Raw genomic sequence first — 17,278 nt, forward strand, 5'->3', positions numbered from 1 at the left:
TTTTGCAAATTTGCAAAATTGCTCTTTGGTCAGTTGCGCTCCTCCGATAGACTGGTCGAAATCACAATAGGGGTGCGTCATGAAAGACATTCTCGAACAACTGGAGCGGCGCCGCGAAGATGCGCGTTTGGGCGGCGGTCAGGCACGGATCGATGCGCAGCACGGTCGCGGCAAGCTCACCGCACGGGAGCGTGTCGATCTGCTGCTCGACGAAAGCTCGTTCGAGGAATTCGACATGTTCGTCACCCACCGCTGCACCGATTTCGGCATGCAGGATCAAAAGCCCGCAGGTGATGGTGTGGTTACGGGCTGGGGCACGATCAACGGTCGCCTCGTCTATGTATTCAGTCAGGATTTTACCGTCTTCGGCGGCTCCCTTTCGGAAACCCACGCCCAGAAAATATGCAAGATCATGGACATGGCGGTGCAGAACGGCGCGCCCGTGATCGGCATTAACGATTCCGGCGGCGCACGTATCCAAGAAGGCGTGGCAAGCCTCGCGGGCTATGCCGAGGTTTTCCAGCGCAACATTGAAGCCTCCGGCGTGATCCCGCAGATCAGCGTCATCATGGGCCCCTGCGCGGGTGGCGCGGTCTACTCGCCCGCGATGACCGACTTCATCTTCATGGTTAAAGACAGTTCTTACATGTTCGTCACCGGCCCCGACGTGGTGAAAACCGTCACCAACGAAGTCGTCACCGCCGAGGAATTGGGCGGCGCCTCGACCCACACGCGCAAATCCTCTGTCGCCGATGCAGCGTTCGAAAATGACGTCGAAGCGCTGGCCGAAGTACGCCGCCTCGTCGATCTGCTGCCCGCCAACAACCGCGAGAAACCCCCGGTCCGCCCCTTCTTCGACGATCCCAACCGGATCGAACCCTCGCTCGACACGCTGGTGCCGTCGAATGCCAACACCCCCTATGACATGAAGGAACTGATCCTCAAACTGGCGGATGAGGGCGACTTTTACGAAATCCAAGAGGAATTCGCCAAGAACATCATCACCGGTTTCATCCGTCTTGAAGGCCGTACCGTCGGCGTGGTCGCCAACCAGCCGATGGTGCTGGCGGGCTGCCTCGACATTGATAGCTCGCGCAAAGCGGCCCGTTTCGTGCGGTTCTGCGATGCTTTCGAAATCCCGATCCTGACCCTCGTGGATGTGCCCGGCTTCCTGCCCGGCACCGGTCAGGAATTCGGCGGCGTCATCAAACACGGCGCGAAACTGCTCTTCGCCTATGGCGAGGCGACCGTGCCGATGGTCACCGTCATCACGCGCAAAGCCTATGGCGGCGCCTATGACGTGATGGCTTCCAAACACCTGCGTTCGGATTTCAACTACGCATGGCCCACCGCCGAAGTCGCCGTGATGGGGGCCAAAGGCGCGACAGAGATTATCCACCGCAAGGATCTGAACGATCCCGAAAAGATCGCCAAACACACGAAGGATTACGAAGACCGTTTCGCCAATCCCTTTGTCGCCGCCGAACGCGGTTTCATCGACGAGGTGATCCAGCCCCGCAGCACCCGCAAACGGGTCGCCCGCGCCTTCGCGTCATTGCGCAACAAAAAAGTGCAGACCCCGTGGAAGAAACACGACAACATTCCGCTCTGAGCACCATCATGCAGCTTCATCCTTTCTTAAATACCGATCCCACCGAAGCCGCGCGCGGAACCCTCGGCGAACTGGGTGGTTTTCCTTGCAAAGGAGGGCCAGATCATGCCGAATTCATCGATCAAGGACGAAGAGACCTACAAGTCCCTGCGCGAGGATGGGGCGAGCAAGGAGAAAGCCGCCCGCATCGCCAATGCGCAGGACAACGACAGCCAGCATCCCGGCAAGAAGGGGGGCAAACAGCCGCCCTACGAGGATTGGACCAAAGACGACCTCTACGACCGGGCGCAGGAACTCGGGATCGAGGGGCGTTCGGATATGGACAAGGACGCACTGATCGACGCTTTGCGCAATCACTAGGCGCTCTGCTGCGCCGGGCTTGCCTGCCCGCTTTGCTGGCGGGGGGGCTCACGTCTCCAGCACGGGCGATTGACGTTCCATCGGGGCAAGCGATTGACTTGCAAGAGGTTCTTGTCGAGGAACTGGGCGGTGAGACTTGGCTGCGCTTTCGGTTCATCGCGCCGCAGATCGCCAAAGGGCCGGAGGCCATCGCCTATGACCTCGCCGCTCCGGACATGGAGCATCTCTGCGCGGTGGTCGCCCTCCCTTACATGACCGAACATGCGCTTGCGGGGCAGGTGATCGTCGTCTCCCTTGCTGACCGCCCGGTGGAATTCGGCGCGGCCGACCCCGAGGCGACCCAATATTTCGAAGCTTTCCGTGCCCAAGATGACGCTTGCATCTGGGAGGGTTTGTGATGCGCAGGCATGATCTTGCAAGAATCCGCCGATCCTCCAATTGGAATGATGCTTTGGAGTCACAGCGCGACCGATTGCGCTTGCAACCATATCCATTGCTATGTGAATCGCATATGATGCGGTCAAGGAATACCCACGTATCCCTTACCTCAGAACCCGGGCTTGGCCGGCATGTTGTTGCGTCAGGTTCATTTAACATTAATAGGAGATATACATGTCCAAGAGCATCAAGTTGCTGGCAGCTATCGGTTTCGTCGCAGCTGTTTCGGCCTGCGCACAGCAAGAAGAAGAGTTCGTCGTGGTTGAGCCCGAGCCCATCTCGGTCGAGCCCGTCTACACCGGCAAGTACAAATAATGCCGTTGCAGGGCAGGCGTTTGCGCCTGCCCTGATCCCAGCCACCCCTGCAACCGGGAGGGGTGTCTGATGCCCGCCTATATGCTGAAACATCGCGGGTTCCCCGGGCGACTGCCCGGCACCGATTTCCAATTCACAATTCGCCGTCCGAACCCCAAGGGGGTCACGCCGATCACCCGGCGTGAGCGTCGCCCTGACCGCCGGGCGCCGGACCGTCGTGCTGACACCGCTTTTGTCAAAGCCCTGTGGGAAGCCTTTGGCGAGCATCCTTTCGAGCGCGGCAATCTGGATGCGGGCCGTCTGTCGTGGCTCTTTGGCCGCGAGGTGCTGCCGGCCACTGATCCCTTCGACCCCGCCGATTACGAAGCTTTGCTTGTGCTCGATGTGGCCGCAGCCCGTGCCGCCTTCCCCGAAGCTTTCGAGGGTTGATCGGCATGATGTCGCCCCGCCTCTACGCAGATCAGCACAGCCTTGCCGAAGTCCGGCCGCCTCAAAGGGCGTGCTTGGCGCTGGCGCAGGCTTGGGGCAGGTTTTGCGTGGCTGGCGGCGCGTCTTTTGCTCTTCGTGCCGTCGGACATGAAGACCATACCCCTTCCCCTAACGGGCAGCCGCTGCGCAACCGCGCCGCGCTGCCCGACTTTTCGGCGGGGTGGTTTTCGCGCCACAGGGCAACGGCCCGGAAAATTGACCGGGAACTTGTCAAACGGCAGGGCGTTGGTCGGACAGTAGATAGCAGTGAAGGAACAGGCACATGTCAATTCGTAACATCATTCTCGCGCTTGGCGCGACAGCCGGTCTTGCCGCATGTGGCAACACCATCGGCGAACAGGGTTTGGGCGGCGCAGCCGTCGGCGCAGGCGCGGCAGCCGTCACAGGTGGGTCGCTGGCGCAGGGCGCAGCCATCGGCGCCGCAGCTAACGTCGGTTATTGCCAGCTTAACCCCGGCAAATGTAACTGATCTCGCCCCATTAACCGCTCTGCCTGCCATCGGCGCGGGCAGGGCGGTTTCCCCCTCCATCTTTATCTCTACAGGCACCCGCGCAGCTTTGGCTGACGCGGCATTTTGCGTGGCCTGTTACCGTCAAAGGAACTGCTGATGTTTGACAAGATCCTCATTGCCAACCGGGGCGAAATCGCCTGCCGCGTGATCAAGACCGCCAAGAAGATGGGTCTGACCACCGTGGCGATCTATTCCGATGCGGATGCGCAGGCGCTGCATGTGGAAATGGCGGATGAGGCCATTCACATCGGCCCGCCGCCCGCGAACCAGTCCTATATCGTCATCGACAAGGTGATGGAGGCCGTGAAGCAATCTGGCGCGCAGGCGGTCCATCCTGGCTATGGTTTTCTAAGCGAAAACAGCAAGTTTGCCGAGGCGCTTGACGCTGTTGGCGTGGCTTTCGTCGGCCCGCCCGTTGGCGCCATTGAAAAGATGGGCGATAAGATCACCTCCAAAAAGATCGCTCAGGAGGCGGGTGTCTCGACCGTGCCGGGCTATATGGGTCTGATCGAAGACGCCGACGAGGCCGTGAAAATCTCCAACGAAATCGGCTACCCGGTGATGCTCAAAGCCTCGGCTGGCGGCGGCGGCAAGGGCATGCGGATCGCTTGGAATGATGAAGAGGCCCGCGAGGGTTTCCAGTCGTCCAAGAACGAGGCCGCGAACTCCTTTGGTGATGACCGTATCTTTATCGAAAAATTCGTCACCCAGCCCCGCCACATTGAAATTCAGGTGCTTTGTGACGCGCATGGCAATGGCGTCTATCTGGGCGAGCGGGAATGTTCGATCCAGCGCCGCAACCAGAAGGTTGTCGAAGAAGCGCCGAGCCCTTTCCTTGACGAAGCCACCCGTAAAGCGATGGGCGAACAGGCCGTCGCTCTGGCGCAGGCCGTGGGCTACACCAGCGCGGGCACGGTGGAATTCATCGTCGATGGCGACAAGAATTTCTACTTCCTTGAGATGAACACCCGCCTTCAGGTGGAGCACCCGGTCACCGAACTGATCACCGGTGTTGATCTGGTCGAGCAGATGATCCGCGTCGCCAATGGCGAGAAACTGTCGATCACCCAAGATGACGTGACCCTGACCGGTTGGGCCATCGAAAACCGCCTTTATGCCGAGGACCCTTACCGCGGCTTCCTGCCGTCCATTGGCCGTCTGACCCGCTACCGCCCGCCGCAGGAAGTGGCCGCCGGCCCGCTGCTGGAGCAAGGCACATGGCAGGGCGATGCACCGAGCGGCGAGATGGCCGTGCGCAACGATACCGGCGTCTTTGAGGGCGGCGAAATCTCGATGTATTACGACCCGATGATCGCCAAGCTTTGCACATGGGCCCCGACCCGGGCCGAGGCGATTGAGAAGATGCGCGTGGCGCTCGACAGTTTCGAGGTTGAGGGCATCGGGCATAACCTGCCGTTTCTCTCTGCCGTGATGGATCACCCGAAATTCGTCTCGGGCGAGATGACCACCGCCTTCATCGCCGAGGAATATCCCGAAGGTTTCGAGGGTGTGACCCTGCCTGAGGGCGAGCTGCGCCGCATCGCTGCGGCCTGCGCTGCGATGCACCGCGTCGGCGAAATTCGCCGCGCCCGTGTCTCGGGCCGGATGGACAACCACGAGCGCAAGGTCGGTAGCGATTGGAACGTCAAGCTGCAGGGTGAAAACTTTGATGTGGTCACCAAGGCCGATCCTGAGGGGGCGACGGTGGCTTTCTCCGACGGCAGCGAAATGCGGGTCAGCGGCGATTGGACACCGGGTGACCAACTGGCCGAAATGACTGTTGATGGCGCGCCTTTGGTGCTGAAGGTTGGCAAAATCTCTGGCGGTTTTCGCATCCGCACCCGCGGCGCGGATCTGAAAGTCCATGTCCGCACCCCGCGTCAGGCGGAACTGGCGGCCCTCATGCCCGAGAAGCTGCCGCCCGACACCTCCAAGATGCTGCTCTGCCCGATGCCGGGTCTGGTGGTGAAACTCGACGTTGAAGTAGGTGACGAGGTCCAAGAGGGCCAAGCGCTCTGCACCATCGAGGCGATGAAAATGGAGAACATCCTGCGCGCCGAGAAGAAGGGCATCGTCAGCAAGGTCAACGCTGGCGCGGGCGACAGCCTTGCGGTGGACGATGTCATCATGGAGTTCGAATAGGGTGCGATGCGCTGGCGATCAGGGCGGGCAGGGCGCGGGGCATCAACGGATGACGTCGCGCTCCTTTGCCTCTCTGATTTCACGCTGGCGCAGCGGCATCTTGTCGATGCTGCGGGTGATCTCGCGCACGTCCCATGGAAAGGGTTTGCGCAGCTCGATCTGGCCTTCCTTGTCGACCAGCACCAGCATGAAGCCCCGCGGGCGCATCCGCAGCCTGAGCGCGCTGCGCGCGGTAGGGTCGGTATCGGTCAGCACGATGACATCACGCAGCCGCAACTCTTCCTCGCGGTCGCGGAGGTATTCCATCTGCGCGACATATGCCGGATCGTTCTCGGAATTGGCAAAGACCAGAACGGGCCGCTTTTTCCATTGGAAGACGCTGATATCGGCCATATCGGCGGGCAGGAACAGCGGATCCTCCATCAGGGTATCGGCCCCTTGGGCAATCGCTGTGCTGGCGATCAATCCTGCAAAAACTAGTGAGATCAAACGTTTCATCAAGGCTCCTGTCCCTTCAGATATAGGGGGCCTGTACCATTTTGCGAAGGGCAAAGCGCCGCAGGGGGCATTTATCCCCGTGAGGGCGCGCCCCGTGACAATTCAGCCGCCGGTGATGCGCAGGCCCATGCCTGCCGCCCGGCGTTAAGGGAGAAGGACAAGCATATGACATCCGACCAAAAGGACGCCAAGACACGCTGGAAGGAACTGGCCACGGGCGAATTGCGCGGACGCAGCCTTGATGATCTGACGTGGAAGACGTTGGAGGGGATCGACGTACAACCGCTCTATACCGCCGACGACGTGAACGGGCTGGAGCATCTCGGCAGCATTCCCGGCGAAGCGCCGTTTACGCGCGGCGTGAAGGCGACGATGTACGCGGGCCGTCCTTGGACGATCCGGCAATATGCAGGTTTTTCGACGGCTGAGGAATCCAACGCCTTTTACCGCCGCGCGCTGGCCGCCGGGCAGCAGGGTGTTTCGGTGGCCTTTGATCTGGCAACGCACCGGGGCTATGACAGCGATCACCCGCGCGTTGAGGGCGATGTGGGCAAGGCCGGTGTGGCCATCGATTCGGTTGAGGATATGAAAATCCTCTTCGACGGCATTCCGCTGGATCAGGTGTCGGTCTCCATGACGATGAACGGCGCGGTGATCCCGATCCTCGCCAATTTCATCGTGGCTGGCGAAGAGCAGGGCCACGACCGCGCCAAGCTCTCGGGGACGATCCAGAATGACATCCTCAAGGAATTCATGGTGCGCAACACCTATGTCTACCCGCCGGAACCGTCGATGCGGATCATCGGGGACATCATCGAATACACCTCGGACCACATGCCGAAGTTCAACTCGATCTCGATCTCGGGCTACCACATGCAGGAGGCGGGCGCGAACCTCGTGCAAGAGCTGGCCTTCACCATCGCGGACGGGCGCGAATATGTGCGCACCGCGATCGCCGCCGGCATGGACGTGGACCGTTTCGCGCCGCGTCTGTCGTTCTTCTTTGCCATCGGCATGAACTTCTTCATGGAGGCCGCCAAACTGCGCGCCGCGCGTCTGCTTTGGTCGCGGGTCATGGAGGAGTTCGAACCGAAAAACCCCAAGTCGTCGATGTTGCGCACCCATTGCCAGACCTCTGGCGTGAGCCTCGCGGAACAGGACCCCTACAACAACGTGGTGCGCACCGCTTACGAGGCGCTGTCCGCCGTGCTGGGCGGTACGCAATCGCTGCACACCAACTCGCTTGATGAGGCAATCGGCCTGCCGACGGAGCATTCTGCCCGCATCGCTCGGAACACCCAGCTGATCCTGCAAGAAGAGACCGGCATCACTAACGTCGTCGACCCGCTCGCGGGCAGCTACTACGTCGAGAAGCTGACCGCTGATCTGGCCGAAGCAGCGTGGAATCTGATCGAGGAAGTTGAAGAGATGGGCGGCATGACCAAGGCCGTGGCCTCCGGCATGCCGAAACTGCGCATCGAGGAAGCCGCGGCCCAGCGTCAGGCGGGCATCGACCGTGGCACCGAGGTGATCGTGGGCGTCAACAAGTACCGCCGCGACAAGGAAGAGCCGATCGACATCTTGGACGTGGACAACGTCAAGGTCCGCGCCGGTCAGGTTGCGCGGCTGGAGCGTATCCGGGCCGAGCGGGACGACGCGGCATGCACCGCCGCCTTGGCGGAACTGACACGGCGGTCCGCCGAGGGCGGCAACCTGCTCGACGCGGCGGTTGAAGCCGCGCGCGCACGCGCCACAGTGGGAGAAATCAGCATGGCGATGGAGAAAGAATTCGGGCGGCACCGGGCCGAGGTCAAGACGCTCTCGGGCGTCTATGGCGCGGCCTATGAGGGCGACGCGGGCTTTGCTGACATCCAGAAATCGGTCGATGAGTTCGCCGAGGCCGAAGGCCGCCGCCCGCGCATGTTGGTGGTCAAGATGGGCCAAGACGGGCACGACCGGGGCGCTAAGGTGATCGCCACGGCTTTCGCTGATATCGGCTTTGACGTGGACGTGGGCCCGCTGTTCCAGACGCCCGCCGAGGCCGCGCAGGATGCGGTGGACAATGACGTGCATGTCGTCGGCATCTCCAGCCAAGCGGCGGGGCATAAGACATTGGCACCGCAACTTATTCAGGCGCTGAAGGGTGCAGGGGCCGAGGATATTCTGGTGATCTGTGGCGGCGTCATTCCGCAACAGGATTACAAGTTTTTGCAGGACGCGGGCGTCAAGGCGATCTTTGGCCCGGGGACGAACATCCCGACGGCTGCGCAGGATATCCTCAAGCTGATCCGCGAGACCCGGAAGTGATGCAGGCTGAAACGGGCGCGGCCCAAACGGGCCGCGCGATCCGCCCGGCAGGGCGGCGCGATGCCGCTGCCGTGGCGGGCCTATGGAACGGCATGATCCGCGTCAGCCTCTCGACCTTTACCACCGACGAAAAGACGCCAGAGGATATCACCGCGCTGATCGCCGCCCGCGCCGGTGCCTTCTGGGTGGCCGAAGACTCAGGGCAAGTCATGGGTTTTGTCACCTACGGCAGCTTTCGCGGCGGTCCGGGCTACGGCGCGACGGTCGAACATAGCATCGTGTTGTCGGACGCCGCACAGGGGCAGGGGCTGGGGCGCGGCTTGATGACGCGGGCGGTCGAGGCGGCAGCGGCGCAGGGCCATCACGTCATGGTCGCCGCGATCAGCAGCGCCAATCCGGGCGCTGTGACTTTCCATGAAAAACTGGGCTTTGCGCAGGTGGGCCGGATGCCCGAAGTCGGGCGCAAACACGGCCAATGGCTTGATCTGATCTTGATGCAAAAAACCCTGTCAGCATCCTGACTTCCCCGGTGCCAGCGGTTAAGCTGGGGGCCGAATACCAAAGGGTCAGCCCATGTCGATCTGGACGCGCATCTCCGAAGCTTTGTCAGCCCTCACCGCGGGCGAGGGGCTGTCGGCCGTTTTTGACCGTCTGCGCAGCCCGCCCGAACGTTCGGTCGCCTTTACCATCGCAGTCATCGCCTTGGGCGCGAAGATGGCCAAGGCTGATGGGCTGGTGACCCGCGACGAGGTGACCGCCTTTCGCGAAGTGTTCCAGATTGCCGAAGGGGACCAAGACGGCGCTGCGCGGGTCTTTAACCTTGCGCGGCAGGATGTCACCGGGTTTGAGGAATACGCGAAACGCATCGCCAGCATGTTCAACGACCAGCCCGAGATGCTGCATGATCTGATGGAGGGGCTGTTTCACATCGCCATGGCCGATGGCATCTATCACCCGAACGAAAACGCCTTTCTCGAAGATGTGGCTGCGATCTTTGGCATGGGAGAGGAGGCTTTTGCCTCGCTCAAAGCGCGGTTCGTGCCCGACAGCTCGCCCCTGCCGCGCACAGTTCTGGGCATCGGCCCCCATGCCACGCTTGAGGAAGCCCGCAAGGCGTGGCGGCGGTTGGTACGGGAGAACCATCCCGACGCGCTGGTGGCGCGGGGCTTGCCGCAAGAAGCCATCAAAATGGCCGAAAAACGCATGATCGACATCAACCGCGCGTGGGAAACGATCTCGGGCAAACACGCTTGATGCGCATCGCGACTTACAATGTCGAGTGGTTCGCGAGCCTTTTTGACGATGACAATCAGCTCTACGACGACGGTGAATGGTCTTCGCGCTATCAGGTGACCCGTGCGCAGCAGACGGCGGCTTTGGGGCTGGTTTTCGGCGCGCTGGATGCCGATGCGGTGATGGTGATTGAGGCGCCGAACCAAGGGCGGCGGCAGTCCACCGTGGCAGCGTTAAAGCATTTCGCCGCGCGGTTTGCCTTACGCGCGCGGGAGGCCGTCATGGGGTTCTCCAACGATACAGAGCAAGAGATTGCGCTGCTTTATGACCCCGATAAGCTCACGGCCCGCCATGCGCCGCTGGCCGCTGCTGATGCCCCGCGCTTTGATCAGACACTACGGATTGATCTTGACGTGGATGCGACAGAGGATGCCGTGGTCTTCTCCAAACCGCCGCTGGAGTTGGAGGTGACCACGAAGGCTGGGTTTGCTTTTCAGATGATCGGCGCGCATCTGAAATCCAAAGCGCCCCATGGGGCCAAGTCGGAGGCCGATGTGCTGCGCATCGCCATCGCCAACAGGCGCAAGCAGTTGGCGCAGGCGATCTGGCTCAGGCGGCGGATCGATACGCATCTGGCGGCAGATCGGCCGGTGATGGTGATGGGTGATCTGAACGACGGGCCGGGGCTGGATGAGTTCGAGAGCCTGTTTGGGCGGTCTTCGGTCGAGATTGTGCTGGGGGAGGGGGCGGGGGCGCTCTTTGATCCGCATGCCAAACAGGCGCTTAGCCGACGTTTGGGGGCCGCGCCCACCAGCGCGCGGTTTTGGATCGCGCCCGAAGAACGCTTCCTTCAGGCGCTATTGGACTACATCATGGTCACGCCGCAAATTCAGGCCCGGGATGCCCGCTGGCGCATTTGGCACCCGATGGATGACCCCGCCTGCTGGCAAAACGTGGCCCTGCGTGATGCGCTTCTTGCGGCGTCGGATCACTTTCCGGTCACGCTGGATGTCGACCTTTAGGCGGGCTTGTGCCCGTGCATCGGCAGAAGACTAGAAATCCCGAACGCGCCGCCTACATCAATTGCATGACACGTTTCATGCCCCTTATCGCCCTTTGCACGATGCTGCCGCTCGCGGCCCACGCGCAAGAGGACAACGAAGAACGCGGCCTCGGCTTGATGGAGCGCGGCGCGCAGATGTTCATGGACGGGATTATGGATGAAATGGGCCCGGTCATGGAAGGCTTCGAAGGCTTTACCGAAGCCATGCGCCCCGCCCTGCGTGATTTCGCGCGGGAGATGGGGCCGAAGCTGACGGAACTGTTGGATGAGGTTGAAGACTGGAGCGCATACCAAGCGCCCGAGATGCAGCCCAACGGCGATATCATCATTCGCCGCAAGCCGGATCATCCGATGGTGCCACCAGACACGCCGACCGAGCCTGCCCCCCAGATCGACCTGTAACCCGGGCTATTTCGGAGGGCGCTTGCCGGTGCGCACATGGACTTCGGCGTCAAGCGATTTGGCGAGCGAGTTCAGTCGGGCCTCTGCGACCTCACCGAAGAGCGGCACCATGTCGGGGGTGAGCCACAGTTCCAACTGCTTTTTCTTGGGGAACCAGCGCAATTCGCCGCGCTGTTCGCCCTTGTCCATCCAGAGCATCGCACCAAAGCGCATGGCCTTGCCAAGGATCTCGGCCTCCAACCGGGTCTTTTCGTCGACCATCTCATAGAGGTCTTCGAACCGGGTGTTTTCCCGTTTGTTGGAATAACGGTGCAGCAGCGCCAGCCCCAGATAAATCCGCTCCGCGTGTTTGAGCCCGCCAAGGTTGGCGCGGGTGGCGTTGTCAAAACAGGTCTCGGCCCGGTAGTCGGGATGCGCGCGCCAGCTGACATCATGCAGGAGGCAGGCCGCTTTGACCAACCGCCTGCGCGCATGCGGGGCAGAGCGGTAGAGCGGCAGGATGAAGTTATAGAGCACCTTACCAAAGCCGGGCATCCGCGCGTCTTTGGCTTCGGCGAAATAGCAGGCCTCAATCAGCGGATCACGGTCGCGCAGGCGTTGCGGCATCTGCTCATAGAGCATGCCTTCGCGGATGCCGTAGCTGGAAATGGCGATGTCTTTGGGGCGGAAGGTTTTGACCAGACGGCTTAGCACCTCGGCGGCGTAGGGCACCAGTGACATCCGGCTCGACGACACGCCACAGGCGCTGCGCAACTCTTCCAAATCAGAGGCTTGGATGAACTTCACCGTCTCCCGGACCGAGGTCACGGTCATGCGGTATTCATGCAGAACATGCAGCGGATAGCCCCGGCGGTACATGTCGATCCGCGCGATAGCGCGCCATGAGCCGCCTACAAGGAACAGCCGGTCGCGCTGGTTGCCCATCTTTTCCTGAAGGCCGGTGATGACCTCTTTGATATGGGCGTGCCGCCCCTTGGCACCGCCCTTGAGATCGCGCAATTTCAGCGGCCCGAGTTGCGAGGTCACCCGCCGCCCGACGCGCCCACCAGAGATTTCCGCCAGTTCCATCGAAGAGCCGCCGATGTCGCAGACAAGGCCGTAAGCGCCGGGCCAGCCCAGCAGCACCCCTTGGGCCGAAAGCCGGGCCTCTTCCTCGCCGTCAATCACCCAGATGCGCAGGCCGGTTTCGCGCAGCACATCGGCGCAGAACTCGCGCCCATCGCTGGCATCGCGCACCGCTGCGGTGGCAACGACCGTGAGTTCCGACAGGCCCATGCCATCGGCCAGCTTGCTGAACCGCCGCAGCGCCGAGAGGGCACGGGCGCGGCCTTCGGGCGACAAGTGGCCGGTCTCAGACATGCCAGCGCCAAGGGCACACATGATCTTTTCGTTGTAGAAGTAGGCCGGAGAGCGCGCCGCGCCGTCGAACACCACAAGGCGGACAGAGTTCGAGCCCACATCCACCACGCCCACCCGCGCCAGCGCGCGCGCACCCGGATCCTGAAACAACGGTTTCGCGAAAAGGCCCAGTTCCGCCACGCCGGTCTCAGGGACGGGGGCGGCTCGGGAAGGGTCGGTCTGGTCTGCCATCAATGCTCCTGCGGGCCATCCGTTTGAAGGGATAATTGGCGCAGGGGCGCGGTGAGGTCAATTGCTAACGGACCTCTCTATAGGTCAATCCTCGGTATGGGTCAGCTTGGGCACATCCGACGCCCCCGCGCTGCCGCGCCCCGAAAGCGAGGGGTTTTCCATAAAGAAGCGGTGGCAGTTAAACGCGAACGTCCCCTCCGGCACGGCGGGCCGGGTGAATTTGCCATCCGGCCCCATGACCCAGCTTTGCGCAACGTCAGCCAGATTGGCGGCCATGATCTGGCTGGTGATCTGCGCCTTGACGGTCGGGTTCTCGATCTCGACCAAAGTCTCGACCCGGCGGTTGAGGTTGCGGCCCATCCAGTCAGCGGAAGACATGAAAACCCGCGCTTTTTTATGCGGCAGCCCGTGGCCGTTGCCGACGCAGACAATGCGACTGTGTTCCAGAAAACGGCCAATGATGGATTTGACGCGAATGTTGTCCGACAGCCCCTTAACGCCGGGGCGCAGCCCGCAGATGCCGCGAATGACAAGGCTGATTTCCACTCCCGCTTGGCTGGCATCATAAAGCGCGTCGATCACCTCGGCGTCGATCAGGGCGTTCATCTTGGCCCAGATCACGGCAGGCCGCCCGGCGCGAGCATGGTCAGCCTCGGTGGCGATCATCTCAAGCAGGCGCGGCTTGAGCGTGGTGGGGGAAATGGCGAGGTTTTCCAACTGCTCTGGCGGGGCATAGCCTGAGAGGAAGTTGAAGACTTTCGTGGCATCGCGCCCAAGGCTCGAGTCGCAGGTGAAAAGCGACAGATCCGTATAGATCCGCGCGGTGATCGGGTGGTAGTTGCCGGTGCCGTAGTGGGTATAGGTCACCAGTTGATCGCCTTCGCGGCGTACCACGGTCGAGATCTTGGCGTGGGTCTTGAGGTCGAGAAAGCCATAGACCACATGCGCGCCCGCGCGTTCCAAGCGGCGTGACTGGCGGATATTGGCGGCCTCATCAAAGCGGGCTTTCAGTTCAACCAAGGCGGTGACGGATTTACCATCCTCGGCAGCCTCGCAGAGCGCGCTGACAATCGGGCTGTCGCGTGAGGTGCGGTAGAGCGTCTGTTTGATCGCCACCACGTCGGGATCCCGCGCCGCTTGGGCAAGGAAGCGCACCACCATATCAAAGGTCTCATAGGGGTGGTGCAGCAGCATGTCCTTTTGCCGGATCGCGGCGAACATATCGCCATCGTGGTCGCTGACGCGCTCGGGCACACGCGGGGTGAACTGCGGCCACAGAAGGTCGGGCCGGGCGTCGGTTACCAGTTTCGACAGATCGGCGATGCCGAGCATGCCTTCGATTTCGATCACGTCTTGGGGCCGCACGCAAAGCTCGCGCATGACGACGGATTTCAGCTTTTCCGGGGCGCCGGCGGAATGGGTCAGACGCACGACCTCCCCCCGGCGGCGGCGTTTCAGGGCGACTTCGAATTCCCGCACGAGGTCTTCGGCCTCGTCTTCCACTTCAAGATCGCTGTCGCGCAGCACGCGGAATTCGAAATGCGCTTTGAGTTTGTAGCCCGGAAAGAGGTTGGGGATGTTGATGATCAACAGGTCTTCGAGCTGCAGGTAGCGCAGGCAACCATCGGGCGCGGGCAGGGGCACGAAGCGGTCGATCTGGCCGGGAATCGGCAGCAGCGCTTGCAGGGGGCGTTTGTCGCGGCTGCGTTCCAGTTGCAAAGCCAGCGCATAGCCGGTGTTGGGGATGAAGGGGAAGGGATGTGCCGGGTCAATCGCCAGCGGCGACAGCACGGCGAAGACTTGGTTGAGAAAGACCCCTTCGAGATGTTTGTGGTCCGCCTCGGTCAGGTCGGCGGCGCGTTCCAGCATGATGTTCTGCGCGTCCATCTCGGTCATGAGGTCAACCAGCACACGCTGTTGGGACATCATCAGGTTGCGCGCGTCTTCGTTGATCAGCACCAATTGCTCACCGGGGCTCAGCCCATCGGCGGCGGCGGTGGTATTGCCCGCTTGGGCCAGTTCGCGCAGCCCCGCGACCCGCACGGTATAGAATTCATCCAGATTGGTGGCTGAAATCGACAGAAAGCGCAGCCGTTCCAGCAGCGGCACGCGCGGGTTCTCGGCTTCTTCCAGCACCCGCCAGTTGAAGTCGAGCCAGCTTAGCTCACGGTTAAAGAAACGGCCCGGCCCGGCGGTATCAAGCTCGGGCAGATCGGTGGCGGGCGGAAAGGGCGCTTGCAGGAAATCAGCTTGGGTCATGCGGGCCTCATGACATTGGAATGTAACGGGTTTGCGAAGGCTTGCGTTAATTATTCCAGTATCACGCGCGGGGCGGGGCGATGTCCAGCACCTGCGCGGCCAGTGCGCGAGTCAACGGGCGCTTCTGCGCAAGGCTGGCGGCATCCAGCCGGTCAACCAGCGCGATGGCAGCGGCAAAGGAACGATCCATCCGGGTCATCAGGTAGTTGATCAACTCCGGTTTCGGCGTCAACTGCCGGTCGGCCAGAAGCTTGACCAGCAGTGCGGAAAGCAGTGCGTCATCGGGTGCTTCCATCTCGACCATCGTGGCGCCGCGCATCCGGCTGACCAGATCGGGCAGCGTCAGCCCCCAATGGGCCACCGGCCCCGTGCCGGTGAGCAAAAGCGCCTGCCCCTCGGCCAGTACGAGGTTGTGCAGGTGAAACAGGGCCGTTTGCGCTTCTGCGTTCCCGGCGATCAGATGGACATCTTCGACGGCGAGGGGGCCGCGGGCGAGGGCGGGAATGTCGGCCTCCAGCAGGTCGGCAGCACTGATGATGCGGGCGCCCGACAAGTCCGCCCAAACATGCGTCAGATGCGTCTTGCCCGAGCCTTGCGGCCCGGTCAGCGCCAGCTTGCCGCCGGCCCAACCCCGCCAGCCGTCGACCATCGCCATCGCCATCGCGTTGGAGGGGGCGACAAAGAAAGCATCGCGGCCCAGAGCCGTTCGGCTGGGCAGGTTCAACCCGAGTTGATGGGCCATGTCAGCGGATGTCCTCGTCGACCGTCGTTTCAGGCTCACGGCCCATGTACAGCACGCTTTCACGGTACCGCGCCGTAGCGAAACGCGCGATCACCCCGATGGCGGCGGCCACGGGCACCGCGACCAGCAGCCCGACGAAGCCAAAGAGTGTGCCAAAGACCGACAGCGCCAGCAGCAGCCAGACCGGATGCAGCCCGACGGAGTTGCCGACCAGCTTCGGCGTTAGCAGATTGCCCTCGACGATCTGGCCCAGCACAAAGATTCCCGCGACCAGCCCGATCGACACCCAGTCGCCCCAGAATTGGAACAGCGCCAGCCCGATCGCCAGCGCCCCACCGATCAATGCGCCGAGGTAGGGGATGAAAGTAACCAAACCGGCCACGAAACCGACGACGAGGCCGAACTGCAGCCCCACCAGCATCAGCGCCACGGCGTAATAGGTGCCAAGGATCAGGCAGACCGTGCCCATGCCGCGTACGAAGGAGGCGAGTGTCGCATCGATCTCCCGCGCCAATTGCCGGATCGTCGGCGCATGGTCGCGCGGCAGCAGCCGGTCAATGGCGGCAACCATGCGGTCCCAGTCGAGCAGCAGATAGACGGCGACCACGGGGACGATGACGAACAAGAGCAGGATGTTGATCAGCGAGGCAAAGGAGGCCAGTGCGGTTTGAAACAGCTCACCACCGCGTTCTTGGATCGTCGTGCCCAAGGTGGTCAGCGAGGTGCGCAGCGTCGAATCGTCGTCCAACAGCGAGGGGAAACGGTCGGTGATGAAATCGGTGAAATTGCGAGTGACCTTGGGCGCGGTCTCGATCAGGTTGACGGTTTGGTTCACCAGCGTCGGGATGACCAAAAGCGCCATCAGCACGAAGATCAAAAGAGCCGCCACGGTGATCAGCGCCGTGGCCATCACACGGCTCAGCCCCAGTCGCTCCAGCCGGTCGGCCACCGGATCGAGGAAATAGGCAATCGCCCCGCCCAGCAGGAAGGGCAGCAGCACGTCGCCCATGAACCACAACGCCACCATGAACACCGCCGCAGCGATGCCCCAGTATTTCAGTTGGTCTCGGATTGGCAGGGCCATGATGCTCTCCGGCAGGGAATGTTCTCACATCGCCCATGTGGCGTTTCGTTTCAAGTCTTGGCTGCTTGACTGGGGGGGAGATCGGGCGACCATCAGGGCAGCACGTCGTCCGTTGTGTACAGGCCGCTCGAGAGATGGGCGCAGTGCGCCGCGGGTGGCCAAACTCTCGCGCGGCCTGTGCGATGTGATTGTCTCGCCCCTTGACATGCACTAGTCAGGGGGCAATTCGCTCA

General features: G+C 62.1%; 17 protein-coding genes. 12 read left to right on the forward strand and 5 right to left on the reverse strand.

The features are described 5' to 3' along the window. Positions 1-79 precede the first annotated feature (79 nt). The 7 genes from T8A63_RS04750 to T8A63_RS04780 all read left to right on the forward strand — a co-directional run bounded on the left by T8A63_RS04750 (position 80) and on the right by T8A63_RS04780 (position 5,867). Positions 80-1,612, forward strand: coding sequence for an acyl-CoA carboxylase subunit beta (locus T8A63_RS04750; protein ID WP_322345125.1), 1,533 nt, complete (start codon positions 80-82; stop codon positions 1,610-1,612). A 105-nt stretch (positions 1,613-1,717) separates the two neighbouring features. Next, positions 1,718-1,972 carry a Rho termination factor gene (locus tag T8A63_RS04755; RefSeq protein WP_322345126.1) on the forward strand — a complete coding sequence of 85 codons (255 nt, stop codon included), beginning with the start codon at positions 1,718-1,720 and terminating at the stop codon, positions 1,970-1,972. A 32-nt stretch (positions 1,973-2,004) separates the two neighbouring features. Then, positions 2,005-2,370, forward strand: coding sequence for a DUF6497 family protein (locus T8A63_RS04760; RefSeq protein WP_300055785.1), 366 nt, complete (start codon positions 2,005-2,007; stop codon positions 2,368-2,370). Positions 2,371-2,584: 214 nt separating this feature from the next. Continuing rightward, complete coding sequence (locus tag T8A63_RS04765) at positions 2,585-2,725, forward strand: hypothetical protein (protein ID WP_162931863.1); 141 nt, start codon at positions 2,585-2,587, stop codon at positions 2,723-2,725. Positions 2,726-2,806: 81 nt separating this feature from the next. Further along, positions 2,807-3,154: a hypothetical protein gene (locus tag T8A63_RS04770; protein ID WP_067630248.1), complete on the forward strand. Its 348-nt coding sequence runs from the start codon at positions 2,807-2,809 to the stop codon at positions 3,152-3,154. 322 nt (positions 3,155-3,476) lie between these two features. Continuing rightward, positions 3,477-3,683 (forward strand): hypothetical protein, encoded by a 207-nt coding sequence (locus T8A63_RS04775; RefSeq protein WP_067630227.1) that lies wholly within the window; start codon positions 3,477-3,479, stop codon positions 3,681-3,683. A 138-nt stretch (positions 3,684-3,821) separates the two neighbouring features. Then, a complete protein-coding gene (locus T8A63_RS04780; protein WP_322345127.1) occupies positions 3,822-5,867 on the forward strand; it encodes an acetyl/propionyl/methylcrotonyl-CoA carboxylase subunit alpha in 2,046 nt (681 codons plus the stop codon). 42 nt (positions 5,868-5,909) lie between these two features. On the opposite strand, the gene T8A63_RS04785 is transcribed toward T8A63_RS04780, so the two are convergent. Beyond that, the gene (locus tag T8A63_RS04785; RefSeq protein WP_322345128.1) at positions 5,910-6,365 is read right to left on the reverse strand and encodes a DUF4174 domain-containing protein; all 456 of its coding nucleotides are present in this window, start codon (positions 6,363-6,365) and stop codon (positions 5,910-5,912) included. A gap of 165 nt (positions 6,366-6,530) precedes the next feature. Here T8A63_RS04785 and scpA point away from each other — a divergent pair, with 165 nt between their 5' ends. The 5 genes from scpA to T8A63_RS04810 all read left to right on the forward strand — a co-directional run bounded on the left by scpA (position 6,531) and on the right by T8A63_RS04810 (position 11,370). Beyond that, a complete protein-coding gene (gene scpA / locus T8A63_RS04790) occupies positions 6,531-8,672 on the forward strand; it encodes a methylmalonyl-CoA mutase (RefSeq protein ID WP_322345129.1) in 2,142 nt (713 codons plus the stop codon). Beyond that, positions 8,672-9,193, forward strand: coding sequence for an N-acetyltransferase family protein (locus T8A63_RS04795; protein WP_322345130.1), 522 nt, complete (start codon positions 8,672-8,674; stop codon positions 9,191-9,193). The genes scpA and T8A63_RS04795 overlap by 1 nt, the downstream gene beginning before the upstream one ends. Positions 9,194-9,245: 52 nt before the next feature. Continuing rightward, positions 9,246-9,926 carry a molecular chaperone DjiA gene (locus T8A63_RS04800; RefSeq protein ID WP_067630240.1) on the forward strand — a complete coding sequence of 227 codons (681 nt, stop codon included), beginning with the start codon at positions 9,246-9,248 and terminating at the stop codon, positions 9,924-9,926. Next, entirely contained in the window at positions 9,926-10,927 is a 1,002-nt protein-coding gene (locus T8A63_RS04805; RefSeq protein WP_322345131.1) for an endonuclease/exonuclease/phosphatase family protein, read from the forward strand. The genes T8A63_RS04800 and T8A63_RS04805 overlap by 1 nt, the downstream gene beginning before the upstream one ends. Before the next feature lie 77 nt (positions 10,928-11,004). Next, positions 11,005-11,370, forward strand: coding sequence for a hypothetical protein (locus T8A63_RS04810; protein WP_322345132.1), 366 nt, complete (start codon positions 11,005-11,007; stop codon positions 11,368-11,370). A gap of 6 nt (positions 11,371-11,376) precedes the next feature. On the opposite strand, the gene T8A63_RS04815 is transcribed toward T8A63_RS04810, so the two are convergent. The 4 genes from T8A63_RS04815 to T8A63_RS04830 all read right to left on the reverse strand — a co-directional run bounded on the left by T8A63_RS04815 (position 11,377) and on the right by T8A63_RS04830 (position 17,045). Beyond that, a complete protein-coding gene (locus T8A63_RS04815; RefSeq protein ID WP_067626893.1) occupies positions 11,377-12,960 on the reverse strand; it encodes a Ppx/GppA family phosphatase in 1,584 nt (527 codons plus the stop codon). Positions 12,961-13,044: 84 nt separating this feature from the next. After that, a complete protein-coding gene (locus tag T8A63_RS04820; RefSeq protein WP_322345133.1) occupies positions 13,045-15,219 on the reverse strand; it encodes an RNA degradosome polyphosphate kinase in 2,175 nt (724 codons plus the stop codon). Between the two features lie 61 nt (positions 15,220-15,280). Next, positions 15,281-15,961, reverse strand: a complete 681-nt coding sequence (locus T8A63_RS04825) for an HdaA/DnaA family protein (protein WP_322345134.1) — start codon at positions 15,959-15,961, stop codon at positions 15,281-15,283. Between the two features lies 1 nt (position 15,962). Then, on the reverse strand, positions 15,963-17,045 hold the full coding sequence (locus T8A63_RS04830; RefSeq protein ID WP_067625350.1) for an AI-2E family transporter: 1,083 nt from the start codon (positions 17,043-17,045) through the stop codon (positions 15,963-15,965). Between the last annotated feature and the right edge of the window lie 233 nt (positions 17,046-17,278).

This window comes from Sulfitobacter sp. OXR-159 (genome assembly GCF_034377145.1).
Classification (GTDB): domain Bacteria; phylum Pseudomonadota; class Alphaproteobacteria; order Rhodobacterales; family Rhodobacteraceae; genus Sulfitobacter.

What these genes read in the sequence shown, in the direction of transcription:
- T8A63_RS04750 (WP_322345125.1), top strand. Translation starts at nt 80, where the DNA reads ATGAAAGACATTCTCGAACAACTGGAGCGGCGCCGCGAAGATGCGCGT.
- T8A63_RS04755 (WP_322345126.1), top strand. Translation starts at nt 1,718, where the DNA reads ATGCCGAATTCATCGATCAAGGACGAAGAGACCTACAAGTCCCTGCGC.
- T8A63_RS04765 (WP_162931863.1), top strand. Translation starts at nt 2,585, where the DNA reads ATGTCCAAGAGCATCAAGTTGCTGGCAGCTATCGGTTTCGTCGCAGCT.
- T8A63_RS04770 (WP_067630248.1), top strand. Translation starts at nt 2,807, where the DNA reads ATGCTGAAACATCGCGGGTTCCCCGGGCGACTGCCCGGCACCGATTTC.
- T8A63_RS04775 (WP_067630227.1), top strand. Translation starts at nt 3,477, where the DNA reads ATGTCAATTCGTAACATCATTCTCGCGCTTGGCGCGACAGCCGGTCTT.
- T8A63_RS04780 (WP_322345127.1), top strand. Translation starts at nt 3,822, where the DNA reads ATGTTTGACAAGATCCTCATTGCCAACCGGGGCGAAATCGCCTGCCGC.
- T8A63_RS04785 (WP_322345128.1), bottom strand. Translation starts at nt 6,365, where the DNA reads ATGAAACGTTTGATCTCACTAGTTTTTGCAGGATTGATCGCCAGCACA.
- scpA (WP_322345129.1), top strand. Translation starts at nt 6,531, where the DNA reads ATGACATCCGACCAAAAGGACGCCAAGACACGCTGGAAGGAACTGGCC.
- T8A63_RS04795 (WP_322345130.1), top strand. Translation starts at nt 8,672, where the DNA reads ATGCAGGCTGAAACGGGCGCGGCCCAAACGGGCCGCGCGATCCGCCCG.
- T8A63_RS04800 (WP_067630240.1), top strand. Translation starts at nt 9,246, where the DNA reads ATGTCGATCTGGACGCGCATCTCCGAAGCTTTGTCAGCCCTCACCGCG.
- T8A63_RS04805 (WP_322345131.1), top strand. Translation starts at nt 9,926, where the DNA reads ATGCGCATCGCGACTTACAATGTCGAGTGGTTCGCGAGCCTTTTTGAC.
- T8A63_RS04810 (WP_322345132.1), top strand. Translation starts at nt 11,005, where the DNA reads ATGCCCCTTATCGCCCTTTGCACGATGCTGCCGCTCGCGGCCCACGCG.
- T8A63_RS04815 (WP_067626893.1), bottom strand. Translation starts at nt 12,960, where the DNA reads ATGGCAGACCAGACCGACCCTTCCCGAGCCGCCCCCGTCCCTGAGACC.
- T8A63_RS04820 (WP_322345133.1), bottom strand. Translation starts at nt 15,219, where the DNA reads ATGACCCAAGCTGATTTCCTGCAAGCGCCCTTTCCGCCCGCCACCGAT.
- T8A63_RS04825 (WP_322345134.1), bottom strand. Translation starts at nt 15,961, where the DNA reads ATGGCCCATCAACTCGGGTTGAACCTGCCCAGCCGAACGGCTCTGGGC.
- T8A63_RS04830 (WP_067625350.1), bottom strand. Translation starts at nt 17,045, where the DNA reads ATGGCCCTGCCAATCCGAGACCAACTGAAATACTGGGGCATCGCTGCG.